Here is a 12656-nt window from a genome sequence, read left to right as displayed (position 1 = left end):
AGGAGGATATTTGTTTTTATGGACAATTTATCAGATAGAAAATTTGTAGAGCAAATCAGTATTGCGGGCGATACGCCGACCTTGCGCTTGTTGAGCCTTCTAGAGTTGATTGCTAGTCAGGAGCAGAAGTTTTCCTTGCAAAGCTTGGTTGACAGTACCGATTTGCCTAAGCCCACCCTGCATCGTATGCTGCAACAGTTAGAAGCTTCAGGTATGTTGGCGCGAGAAGTTGATGGGCGTCATTATTGTATTGGTTCGCGCCTCCGGCGCATGGCAGAGGATCTGCTGATCAATGACACTCGCTATGGCGCACGCCATATGATTTTGCGTGCATTGGGGGAGGAATTGGGTGAAAATTGCAATCTGACGACACTGTCTGGGAATGAGGTCTTATATGTTGATCGCATTGAAAGTGATGAGCCCTTACGGTTTTATTTAAGGCCCGGATCTAGAGTGCCAGTACATTGTTCAGCGAGCGGTAAGGTTTTGTTATCTCAATTCTCTCCTTCGCAACGTAAGCGCATGCTGGGTAATGCTAATTTTAAGGCTTATACAAAGAATACGATTACGGAGCTCGATGCATTAAATAGCGAATTGTCCCGCGTTAAAGAACAGGGTTACGCTTTTGACAACGAGGAATTTTTACCTGGATTGTTTTGTGTAGCGGTTTTAGTGCCACGCCGTGATGGTAGCCGTTCAAATTTGGCAGTGGCAACGCAGGCACCGATCATGCGTATGACACCTGATAAGGCTTTGGCAGCATTGCCTGCCTTGCAACGTGCCGCAAAGTCTTTGATGATGGTCGAGGATGATTTTGAGCGCGGGCTTGCTTAATAAGCGCGCCTAAATGGGTTAAGGCTTTGTACAAAGTCATCTATAAAGTGATTGTCCAAGCCTTTCTCTAGATCAGCAATTAGACAGTTCCGATACAAATGCCCCAGGTCTAAGCCGATACCAATACCCCAAATCTCAATACCCAAGTGTTGTTGTTGAGCCAAAACATGTTGTAAGTGATGGACAAGGTATTTGTCATGATTGGCTAGTGCAGTGGCGCTATCCATTGGTTCTCCGTCAGAAATAACATATAACACCTTGCGTTTACTGTCTTGCTCTAATAGACGTTGTACAGCCCATATCACAGCCTCACCGTCCACACCTTCACGATACAAGTCTTGTTTTAGTAGTGCCATGATACTGCGATTGGCTTGTTGCCAATTCGTGGTAGCGTCTTTGAAGATTCGGAAGTCTATTTCATTTAAGCGGCCTGGGTTGGCTTTGCGACCGGTTGCTTGCCAACGGCGATAGGGACGACCGCCATTCCAAGCATTCGTAGAAAAGCCTAAAACCTCGGTTTTGGTACCAGTTTTTTCCAAGGCTTCAATCAAGATATCTATCATAAGAGTAAGTGTTTCTGCGTGATGCTTCATGGAGCCAGAGCAGTCGATCAAGAAACTGACGCTACATTCATTTCTCCATTGCGGTAGCATTTCTTTAAATAAGCGTCGCTCTGTTGGTGAACTGATGAGTTGACTTATTCGTCGTCCGTCAATCAAGCCTTCTTCACGATCCCATTCCCATTGTGTGGCGGTAGGTGTTAATAATACTTTACGTAGACGTTGAATCAGCAGGTGAAAAGAGATTTGTTGGTGCTGTCGACGTTGATTAATAAGTTCTCGATATTGCTCCAGTAGCTCTGGACGTATACCTTCCGCTACATAGGTAGTGGTGTCAAAATCACGCATAAAAACTTGGTAATCATGACTCACGCCATCGCTCAAAATGCGAGAGGTATTACTCTCATGTGTCGGTTCCTGCTCGGACTCATCAAAATCGTCCATGTCCAGGAGTAACGCAAAATGCTCCTCTTCGGTATCCTCCTTATCATCTATTGTTTGTTTTCCATGGTTTTGATGTGCATGTGCTACGGATGCGGCAATAAAATCGGCAATGGATAGCGCATAGGGGATGTAGTCAGCTTGACTGCTTTTAAAGCGTCTTAAACCAGCTAAATCTGCGCCTAAAGAGGCGCTTAACGCTGCTCTCGTTGACTCAATAAAATCTTCTGTTTCAGGATACACTGGTAAAGCTAGTAAGCGACTCCAGCACATTTGAGCAGTGGTGTAGAGTAGAATGCCGATCTCGGTTTGACTTTGGGCGGCATGATGAAAGCCCGCCGACCAATGATAAAAGCGTTGCTGAAGATTGTGTTTTACACCAGGTAAATTATCTGGCACCAGTGATTCGCAACGTAATGTTTCTAGCCAATCAAAGATAAGGCGAGCAATGGGTAATTCGGGGCGGTGCTTTTGATGCAGTTGTTTATCGCTATAGTTCAAGCGCAGTGACAAGCTGTCAGCCACACCACGCAAGGAGTCCGCTTCTTCTACTTCCTGCAAGCGTAAATGCGGACCGTAATTTAGCACGTGATTGCCCTGATAAAACTGCTGTTGTCGTATATGCACCTTGGGATCGGCTGTTAACGCTCTCGTTGTGGAGGCATTCAATTCACGCAGTCGTCGTTGTTGTCTTAACTGGTCGGTGGTGTTCATGACAATAACTCACTATTTATAACCGAGGTTTTAGCTGTAACTCCTCATTAAAACAACGCTGATAAAGTTCTGCTACCAAGGCGTGTTCAGATTCATCACATTTATTTAAAAATGACACCATAAAAGCATGCTGCTTATTTTTAAAAATCGTACAGTTTTCAGCCCAAGTGATGACGGTACGAGGCGACATAAGGGTGGATAGGTCGCCGACGGCAAAGGCATTGCGCGTGAGGTTGGCTAAAGCAACCATCGCATTAATATCTGCTAAGCCCTGTGCATGATTCTTGATGGGTACGCGAGCTGCCACAATGGCGACCTCTTCTTCAGGGCTTAAGTAGTTTAGGGTCGTCACAATATTCCAGCGGTCAAGTTGTGCATGGTTAAGGCTATGCGTGCCATGATATAAACCAGTGCTATCACCTAAGCCTACTGTATTAGCAGTAGCAAATATACGAAAATAGGGATGTGGTGTTAAGACACGATTTTGATCAAGTAAAGTAAATTGTCCATCATGTTCTAAGATTTGCTGAATAACAAACATCACATCGGGGCGCCCAGCATCATACTCATCCAGAATTAAGGCGACGGGTCGCTGTAACGCCCAAGGAATTACGCCTTCCTGAAAAGCTGTAATTTGTAGACCATCTTGAATACGAATCGTGTCCTTGCCCACTAGGTCCAAGCGACTGATGTGTCCGTCCAAATTTACTCTGATACATGGCCAATTTAAGCGCGCTGCGACTTGTTCAATATGCGTTGATTTACCGGTGCCGTGTCTGCCTTGAACCATAACGCGACGGTTGTTGTTGAAACCGGCCAGTATCGCCAAAGTGACCTCCGGATTAAAACGATAGGCCTCATCAATCGCAGGCACATACTCATTTCTTGCGCTAAACGCCTTAACTTTCAAAGCGTTATCTATACCAAACAAATCAGTTATTGATACATCCAGTTCTGGTTTTTCAAGAAAATCATTCATGTCTTACCCCAAATCAAATATTTGCATTAGTTTGTCTCGTTTATATTCATTATGAACGATTTTCATGGAATAAATCCTAGGGTTTTCCCGTTTTTCAATAAAAAATGGAATATTTTGTTCCTTTTTTTGATTTTATGTGTTAGTTTTGATTCTGAGTTGTATAAATATCACTTTTAAATCGCTTGGTGTTTCAAGCACATTAAACTTATGTGTTTTTAGTCTGTCCGCTTAAAGCGACAGGTTTTTTAGGAGACGAAAAAATGAGTCAAGAAATTGATAATCGCAAGCCTGTTACCGGTATGACAAAGATGACTCCTTCGGAGGCATTCGTTGAGACTTTGGTTGCTAACGGTGTTAGAGATATCTTCGGTATTATGGGTTCAGCGTTTATGGACGCAATGGATATTTTTGCACCAGCAGGCATCCGATTGATTCCTGTAGTTCATGAGCAGGGCGCAGCGCATATGGCGGATGGATATTCTAGAGTATCGGGTCGTCACGGTGTTGTGATTGGTCAAAACGGCCCTGGTATCAGTAACTGTGTGACTGGTATTGCTGCAGCCTACTGGGCTCATAGTCCTGTCGTGATGATTACCCCCGAAGCTGGTACCAACACCATGGGCTTAGGCGGTTTCCAAGAGTGTAATCAATTGCCGATGTTCCAAGAATTTACCAAGTATCAGGGTCATGTCACTAACCCAAGTCGTATGGCTGAGTATACAGCACGTTGTTTTGATCGCGCTAAGAGCGAAATGGGTCCTACACAGTTAAATATTCCACGTGACTACTTCTATGGTGAAATTACGTGTGAGATTCCATTGCCGCGCGAGATTGATCGTGGCTATGGTGGTGAGCAGTCGCTTCAAGAGGCGATTGAGCTTTTGAAAAATGCGAAGTTCCCAGTCATTATTTCTGGTGGCGGTGTGGTGATGGGTGATGCCGTCGAGGAGTGTATTGCTTTAGCTGAGCGCTTGGGTGCACCCGTTGTTAACAGCTATCAGCACAATGACTCATTCCCAGCCAGTCATCCTCAGTGGTGTGGTCCTTTAGGCTACCAAGGTTCTAAGGCAGGTATGAAGCTGATTTCTCAGGCTGATGTCGTGATTGCTTTAGGTTCACGTTTAGGGCCATTCGGTACCTTACCGCAGTATGGTATGGATTATTGGCCTGCCGATGCCAAAATCATTCAGATTGATGCGGATCACAAGGTGCTTGGTTTAGTTAAAAAGATTGCCGTCGGTATTTGCGGTGATGCCAAAGCAGTAGCGCAAGAATTGGTTAAACGTTTAGCTGATGAAAACTTAGCGAGCGATGCGACTAAAGAAGAGCGTGCCAAGAAAATTGCAGCTGAAAAAGCAGCGTGGGAAGAAGAGTTGGATAATTGGACTCATGAAACTGACCCGTATAGTTTGGACATGATCGCTGAAAACGCCAAGGAAAAAACGTTTAACGGTGGTGATTATCTCCACCCACGTCAAGTGTTACGTGAGTTAGAAAAGGCAATGCCAGAAAATGTGATGGTGTCGACTGATATCGGTAACATTAACTCGGTTGCACATAGTTACTTGCGTTTTGAAAAGCCGCGCAGCTTCTTTGCGCCGATGAGTTTTGGTAACTGCGGCTACGCTTTACCTACAATTATCGGTGCCAAGGCCGCCGCTCCTGATCGTCCTGCTATTGCCTATGCTGGCGATGGTGCTTGGGGGATGAGCATGATGGAAGTTATGACTGCGGTGCGTCATGATATTCCAGTGACTGCTGTGGTGTTCCACAACCGTCAATGGGGCGCAGAGAAGAAAAACCAAGTTGAGTTCTATAATCGTCGCTTTGTTGCGGGTGAACTTGATAACTCTTCTTTTGCAGAAATCGCTCGTTCAATGGGCGCTGAAGGCATCGTCGTTGATCGTCTCGAAGACGTTGGTCCAGCACTGAAAAAAGCGATCGATATGCAAATGAACGAGGGTAAGACTTGCGTTATCGAAATTATGTGTACTCGCGAATTAGGTGATCCGTTCCGTCGTGATGCGTTACGTAAGCCTGTGCGTCTATTAGACAAGTACAAAGATTACGTATAAGCTTATCGAGCGAATTTTTGGGCGAGTTAGTGGTGTTTCCACCTCGCCTAAAAAGTTCTCAAAAGGAGGTATATAGTGAGTAAGAATAAATTAGATATTTTAAGAGCCTACACCCAAGCTTGGAATGATCATGATATCGATACCATTATGAGCATGATGGCGGAGGATTGTGTTTTTTACACCATTGCCGGACCCACGGCGATGGGAACTGAACATCGTGGGACTGAACAAGTACGCGCTGCTTTTGAATCAGCGTGGAAAAATTTTCCGGATGCAGCTTGGTTAGATGGTCAGTTTTATCTACTTGATGAAAATAAAGCGATGTCTACTAGTCGATTTAAAGGAACTGATTTAAACGGTGCCAAACATGATGCTCAAATGGTCGATTTGTTTGAGTTTGACGGCGATAAAATTAAGGTCAAAAATGCGTTCCGTAAAAATCGTCCACCAATCAGCGGAGAGTAAGTTATGGTCATGCAGATAAATGAGGTGACCACTACCGAGAGTGCAACCCAGGCGCGGGTACCCTATGATCCAAGCTATGACCCTTTGATGGACAAGACGCCTGGACTGGGTCGAGACTATGCGCCCACCTATTGGATTGGTACGGCGGGTGAGCCACCGGCAGATGATGGTCCGGTGACTCAAACGATGGAAGTAGATGTAGCCATTATCGGTGCTGGCTTTACAGGGCTGACAGCAGCCATCTTTCTAGCTCAAGAATATGGTATCAAAGCAACTGTTTTAGAGGCTAATCGCACTGCTTGGGGATGTAGTACACGTAATGGCGGTCAAGCGCAATGTGCGTCAGGACGTTTAAAGCGTTCTCAGTGGATTCAACGTTGGGGTTTAGAAACGGCCAAGAAAATGCATCAGGAATGCGTTGATGGCATGGAAACTTTTAAGGAGTTAATCAAAGATATTGATTGCGATCCTCAGCCAGGCGGTCACTTCTATATCGCACACCGAGAAAGAATTATGTCAGCCCTAAGGCAGGAGGCGGAGTTGCTGCGTAATACTTTCGGCTATAACGCACAAATTATAGATGCCGCCACATTGCGCAATGAGTATGTCAATGATCATGAGGCTTGCGGTGCTATGCACGAGCCAGAAGGGATTGGTATTCATGCTGGTAAACTCGCTTTTGGCTATGTCAAAAAGGCACGAGCCTTAGGTGTAAAAGTGCACCCCTCCAGTCCAGTGCAATCCTGGGAAACCCGTGATGGTTATCACTTTTTGCATACGCCTGGTGGCGTAGTTAAAGCAAAAGCCGTTGGGGTGGCTACAGGTGGCTATACTAACAACAGTTTACATAAGGAGTTTAAAAATCGGTTATTGCCAATTTTATCCAACTCCGTAGTGACTCGCCCCTTAACAGCTGATGAAATTGAGGCGTGCCGCTTTTATACGCATCAAGTTTTGACGGATACACGAGTGCTTCGTCATTACTATCGATTATTGCCCGATAATCGATTGCAGATTGGTAGCCGTAGCGCAATTACAGGTCGTGTAGCGCCTGAGCAAAAGTATGAAGACTTGCTTAGAGCTTCAATTAAACGTAAATTCCCCGAACTAGGAGATATTCCATTGGAATACTCATGGTGGGGTTGGGTTGATGTTAGTCATGACATGATGCCACGCATTACACAGCCCGATCCTAAGCAGAGCATTTATTATGCCTTAGGATATGGCGGTAACGGGGTCATGTATTCAGCGCAAGCTGGTAAGCGCTTAGCTCAGTGGATCGCTGGTCATGGATCGGAATTGGATCTACCAATTTTCAATAGTCGACTGCCTTTTCCTAACCTATTTGAAAGAGTGGAGTCTGAAACTTTTGCGCCATTCCGCCGACTTGGTCAACGCTTTCTTTATCGTTGGTATCACCTTAAAGACGAGGTGTTGTAGTCAGTAGACGGTGCAGTTTAAATAAATAATAACTATAGTTACTTAACATAGTACATAGTACGGAGACAGAAAATGAAACTTAATAAACTATTCAAAAAAACCGTGGTCGGTGCTTTCGGCTTTTTTCTAGCAACTGCGGTAAGCGCAGCGACATTTAAAGTCGCAATCGGTGATGCGGCTGGCGGTACCCAACACGAATTGGGTAAGGCATTTGCGGCTAGCCTTAAAGAAAAAACTGATGGCAAATACACCGCAGACCTATTTCCTAATAGCCAACTAGGTGACGAGCAAGACACAGTAAATGATGCGGCCATGGGTTTACTTGATTTCTCGATTTTGGCCATCAATAATATCACGCCATTTTCACCCTCCGTTGCTATTTTAACGCTACCTTACATGATTCAAAGTTTGGAAGATGCTAAGCAATTAACACAAGGGGATGTTGGTAAGGAGTTGACGGAAAATACCATCCGTGATGCGGGTGTGCGCATTATCGGTTGGTCTTATTCAGGCTTCCGTGTGTTAACAAACTCCAAGCGCCCGGTTAAAACGTTAGATGATCTAAAGGGCATGGTTATCCGAGTTCCTAAAAATGAATTAATGATTGCAACCTATAAGTCTTGGGGTATTAATCCCAGCCCCTTAGCCTGGAATGAGACCTTTACAGCATTACAACAGCGTGTCGTGGATGGTCAGGATAATCCGTACATCACCGTTGCTGCAATGAAGTTTGATGAAGTCCAAAAGTACATCACCAATATTCGTTATTTATTCTCCTTAGAGCCCTTAATTGTGAGCGAACAAGTGTTCCAGTCACAATCACCAGAAGTTCAGCAGGCAATTTTAGATGCCGGTATGGAGGCTACTGAGCATAGCTATCAGTTTTTGCAAGACACTGAGCAAAAGATTAAAGAAGAATTAGTGGCTAAGGGCATGGAAATCAACGATCCTGCCAATGATGAAAAAGAATGGATCGAGGCGGCGACTAACCAAGTGTGGCCTAAATTCTACGACCAAGTGGGTGGTAAAGAGCGCTTAGATAAAATTCTGAAATCGTTAGGCCGTTAATTAAATCAATTAATTTTCCGGTAAAGCTGTCCGACCGCATCATGTGGTTTTCGGTCGGACGGTGGTCGCCTAAATAGCGGCAACTGATTATCAGCGTAGCTATTTTAAGACGGAGATTTCAATGAGTTTTAAAAAGTTCTTTCTGCATCTTGTTAATCACATCGAAGAGTATGTTTGCGGTCTGCTTCTCTCAACTTTTGTGATTATTCTTTTCGCGCAAATTGTCATGCGCTTTTTCTTTGCGTATTCCATCCCTTGGGCCGAAGAAGTTTCGACCTATATGTTTGTCTGGTTCGCTTATTTGGGTGCGGTGGTTGCCGCCAAAATGTCAGCGCATAATCGTGTAACTGTGCAATTTAAGCTATTCCCACCCATTGTTAAAAAAGTGGTGGAAACGTTTGCCGATTTATTATGGGTAGCTTTTAATATTTTCTTTACCTATTTAAGTTATGACTTCGTCTTTAATCGCATGAATATGTTTTGGAAGTCTCAGACAACCGGTATCCCCATGAAGTATTTCTTTATGGTATTGCCCTTGGCTTTTGCTTTAATGTCCATCCGTATTTTATGGAATAACTATCTTACTTGGTTTAAGCACGTTGAAATCATCGATCCTGAGGCGCAGGAACTCGCCAAGATTCAAGAGGAAGCATCTAAAAATCAACTGGTTAAAGGGGCGTAACGATGGAACAACAAATTGTCTTATTGCTATTTGGTGGCTTTATTTTCTTGCTGCTGATAGGCGCACCGATTACGGTCTCCTTAGCCGGTGCAGCGATGGTGGCATATCTGGTTTTGGACAAAAATCCTATCTCATTTGTACAAATTGCTTTTACCTCCGTAGGTAATTTCCCCTTAATGGCTTTGCCGGCCTTTATATTGGCCGGTGCGCTCATGGAAGCGGCGGGCATTTCTCGGCGTTTAGTCGATATTGCAGAAAGTCTTGCTGGACCGATTACCGGTGGTTTGGGTCTTGCAACAGTAATAGCGTGTTTGTTTTTTGGTGCCATTTCCGGTTCGGGTCCGGCTACCACAGCCGCAGTGGGTATGTTAATGATTCCAGCCATGACCAAGCGTAATTATAATTTAAGCTATGCTTCGGCGATTACAGCTTCGTCTGGCGGTTTAGGCATTATTATTCCGCCATCGATTCCCATGGTGATTTTCGGTATTTCTGCGCTTGGCTTAAGACCGCCGGCTGAGGCCGTTACACTACACGGAGAGTTTGCCAGTGTTTCCATTTCGAAATTATTTATCGCCGGCGTTATTCCTGGTCTGATTATGGCTTCTAGTATTATGGTGATGAATTATTTTATCTCACGCAAGCATGGCTATAAGGGTATGGATAGCGGTTGGAACGGTGCTGGTTTACGACGTTCACTGGTACAAGGGGTTTGGTCTTTATTAGCTCCGCTCTTTATTTTGGGCGGTATTTATGCCGGTTTTTTCACGCCGACAGAATCAGCGGTTGTTGCGATTTTCTACACATTATTCGTTGGTATTTTTATCCACCGGGAAATAACTTTCAAAAAAGTCTTTAACTCCTTGCGTACGACAACTTGGATTACTGGTCGTGTTTTGTTAATTTTATTTGCTGCTACCGTTTTCGGTCGCTTGTTAGTGGAGCAGAAAATTCCTGCTCACATTGCCGAGACCTTGATTAATTTGACGGATAATATGTACCTTATCTGGACTTTATTGATTCTGTTTTTGCTCTTTGTCGGCATGTTTATGGAAACCTTAGCAGCGATTATGATTCTGGTGCCAGTTTTGTTACCAGTGACTTATATGTTGGGTGCGGATCCGACACACGTGGGTATCGTGGTTATCTGCGCCTTATCGGTGGGCTTTATCACACCACCGTTAGGTGAAAATATCTTCGTTGCTTCGGGGATTGGAGGTGCATCTGTCGAGTCAATTGTGGTTAAGGTTCTACCGTTTATTCTGGTCCTAACGATTGCTATCTTTACTATTGCCTTCGTTCCTGGGTTGTCTTTGTGGTTGCCGAGTTTGATGGGGTACTAATATGACAAAGTTTACAAGAAAAGCGATGCTCGTCAGTGTCTTGGCATTGGCTTTCTCAACAGTAGCAACAGCTGAAAACTCGCCTGTGCAGGCTGAAAACGATACGGTTGATATTGTTAAATCCGAGGAGTCTACTCGGGCGCGTGTTGCTCAGTTATTGGACAAGGCTGTGGCGCATATTCAAGAAAATGGCTTAAGCGGCGTTAACGACTTTAATAATGACGAGCGTTTTACTGATCGAGACCTCTATGTGTTCAGTCTAAGTACGGAGGGGATCTTACTTTCCAGCGGCGGTTGGTCTGCTGGTATGGTTGGTGATAATGTGATTAATTACATTGATGCTCAAGGTGTTCCCTTGTTTCAACGTATTATTGATATTGCTAAAGCAGAGGGGGCCGGGGAGGTTGAGTATCTCTGGTACAGCATGAGCTTAGGTAGGGATGAAAACAAACTGACCCGTTTTAAAGTAGTCGATGATATTATCGTTGCCGTAGGCTATACGCCTCACGTTGCCACCGATTCGGAAGTTGTTGATTTGTTAAAACAGGCAGTGAGTGAATATCGTAAGAACCCGATTGCTGCCATGCGTAAGTTCCGTAATCATCAGAGCGGTTTTAGAAATCCAGATAAATATATTTTTGTGTTGGACACTAAAAGTCGACAGATCATTTTTGCCCCGAGTCAGCGTGATTTAGTTCATACTTCTCTAGATAAAGTGCTTGATGTCCAGGGGAAGCCCTTTTTAACAAAAATTGCTGATAGCGCTAACGCTGAAGAGATTCTAAATGAGGAGTACTGGTGGTTTAGTTCAAGGAATAAATCAGTAGAAAAAAGGCATGCCTACTATCAATTGGTAGATGACGACGTTGTCGTTGTTAGCGCTTTTGCAGCCGAACAATAAACTCTTGTTTTTAGTGAACCCGATATAAGACAGCGTTCTTATATCGGGTAATTTTATGGTGAATTTTCCTTTAAACGCTTTGTTTAAAGCCTACCAGTTTCAGAGTAATTTTCCTTGAGCGTAAGTCTTTCTTAAACGTGTATTGTTTCTTTGTGCGTCAAATGCAGAATGGCTCCTCGTCATAGATGGCGACTCTGGGCTCTTCATTTTGATACGCAAATGCCCTATACATACCACCAGAGTTAAAGGGCAAGCTGATATTGCCTTGACTATCAACAGCTATGAGGCCACCGACGCCGTTAATTGCTGTTAGCTTTTCAATCACTTTGTGTGCGGCGTCGTTAATGGTGAGCTGACAGTATTCAATAAGTGCAGAAATGTCATAGGCTGCAACAAGCTCAATAAAACGCTCTCCTTCACCAGTGCATGAGACTGCACAGGTTCTATTGTTAGCATACGTGCCAGCGCCGATGATGGGAGTATCACCTACTCGTCCTATTTGCTTGTTAGTAAGGCCGCCAGTTGAGGTTGCTGCGGCTAAATTACCATAGCTATCAAGAGCTACAGCTCCTACCGTGCCCATTTTGTTGTTTTCATCCAGAGGTGCCTTTCTCTTAGACGTTAATGTTTGAGCATTATGATCTAATACTGCTTTTTTAGTATTAGTTTTCTTTAAATGCAACAATTGCTCATATCTAAATTCAGTATTGAAAAAGTCAGGGCTTACCAACTCTAACCCATGTTCTTTAGCAAAACGATGAGCACCCTCACCAACAAAAAAAGCATGATGACTGTGTCGTAGCACTGCTCTTGCCGCTTGAACAGGATTCTTAATTCGGTTAACGATGCTTACGGCGCCAGTTTTTAATGTTAAGCCATCCATGATGGCTGCATCTAATTCATGTGTCTCGTCAGCGGTAAAAACTGAGCCCTTTCCAGCATTAAACAGCTCACAATCTTCAAGCAATGAAACAGCATGTGTGACGGCATCAACAGCACTGCCTCCGTTTTCGATTATCTCTATTCCCGCCTTAGCAATATTGGCTAAACTCTCGGTGTAATTTTTAGCCTGTTCAGTGGTGATTACTTCTTTTGAGATAGCGCCAGCTCCTCCGTGAATCACTAGAACAGGGCGAAAAGATTCAGTCATAAGT

Annotated in this window: 11 protein-coding genes; 8 read left to right on the top strand and 3 right to left on the bottom strand. The window is 44.2% G+C overall.

Features of this window, described 5'->3' with window-relative positions:
• Positions 1-18 precede the first annotated feature (18 nt).
• A complete protein-coding gene (locus A3GA_RS0108865; RefSeq protein ID WP_018027048.1) occupies positions 19-834 on the top strand; it encodes an IclR family transcriptional regulator in 816 nt (271 codons plus the stop codon).
• On the opposite strand, the gene A3GA_RS0108860 is transcribed toward A3GA_RS0108865, so the two are convergent.
• Both A3GA_RS0108860 and A3GA_RS0108855 read right to left on the bottom strand, forming a co-directional pair.
• Entirely contained in the window at positions 831-2549 is a 1719-nt protein-coding gene (locus tag A3GA_RS0108860; RefSeq protein ID WP_018027047.1) for a cobaltochelatase CobT-related protein, read from the bottom strand. The genes A3GA_RS0108865 and A3GA_RS0108860 overlap by 4 nt on opposite strands.
• A gap of 16 nt (positions 2550-2565) precedes the next feature.
• On the bottom strand, positions 2566-3528 hold the full coding sequence (locus tag A3GA_RS0108855) for an AAA family ATPase (RefSeq protein WP_018027046.1): 963 nt from the start codon (positions 3526-3528) through the stop codon (positions 2566-2568).
• Between the two features lie 260 nt (positions 3529-3788).
• Between A3GA_RS0108855 and xsc the strand changes: the two genes are divergently transcribed.
• The 7 genes from xsc to A3GA_RS0108820 all read left to right on the top strand — a co-directional run bounded on the left by xsc (position 3789) and on the right by A3GA_RS0108820 (position 11502).
• On the top strand, positions 3789-5603 hold the full coding sequence (gene xsc, locus A3GA_RS0108850) for a sulfoacetaldehyde acetyltransferase (RefSeq protein WP_018027045.1): 1815 nt from the start codon (positions 3789-3791) through the stop codon (positions 5601-5603).
• A 75-nt stretch (positions 5604-5678) separates the two neighbouring features.
• Positions 5679-6068, top strand: a complete 390-nt coding sequence (locus A3GA_RS0108845) for a nuclear transport factor 2 family protein (protein WP_018027044.1) — start codon at positions 5679-5681, stop codon at positions 6066-6068.
• Between the two features lie 3 nt (positions 6069-6071).
• On the top strand, positions 6072-7508 hold the full coding sequence (locus A3GA_RS0108840; RefSeq protein ID WP_018027043.1) for an NAD(P)/FAD-dependent oxidoreductase: 1437 nt from the start codon (positions 6072-6074) through the stop codon (positions 7506-7508).
• A 72-nt stretch (positions 7509-7580) separates the two neighbouring features.
• Complete coding sequence (locus A3GA_RS0108835; protein WP_018027042.1) at positions 7581-8576, top strand: TRAP transporter substrate-binding protein; 996 nt, start codon at positions 7581-7583, stop codon at positions 8574-8576.
• 121 nt (positions 8577-8697) lie between these two features.
• Positions 8698-9258: a TRAP transporter small permease gene (locus A3GA_RS0108830; RefSeq protein WP_018027041.1), complete on the top strand. Its 561-nt coding sequence runs from the start codon at positions 8698-8700 to the stop codon at positions 9256-9258.
• Positions 9259-9260: 2 nt separating this feature from the next.
• The gene (locus tag A3GA_RS0108825; RefSeq protein ID WP_018027040.1) at positions 9261-10601 is read left to right on the top strand and encodes a TRAP transporter large permease; all 1341 of its coding nucleotides are present in this window, start codon (positions 9261-9263) and stop codon (positions 10599-10601) included.
• Between the two features lies 1 nt (position 10602).
• The gene (locus A3GA_RS0108820) at positions 10603-11502 is read left to right on the top strand and encodes a cache domain-containing protein (protein WP_018027039.1); all 900 of its coding nucleotides are present in this window, start codon (positions 10603-10605) and stop codon (positions 11500-11502) included.
• Between the two features lie 157 nt (positions 11503-11659).
• On the opposite strand, the gene A3GA_RS0108815 is transcribed toward A3GA_RS0108820, so the two are convergent.
• Complete coding sequence (locus tag A3GA_RS0108815) at positions 11660-12652, bottom strand: isoaspartyl peptidase/L-asparaginase family protein (RefSeq protein ID WP_018027038.1); 993 nt, start codon at positions 12650-12652, stop codon at positions 11660-11662.
• Between the last annotated feature and the right edge of the window lie 4 nt (positions 12653-12656).

Origin of the sequence: Oligella urethralis DSM 7531, assembly GCF_000372065.1 — a bacterium.
Classification (GTDB): Bacteria; Pseudomonadota; Gammaproteobacteria; order Burkholderiales; family Burkholderiaceae_B; genus Oligella; species Oligella urethralis.
This window is presented reverse-complemented; position numbering and strand designations above follow the sequence as displayed.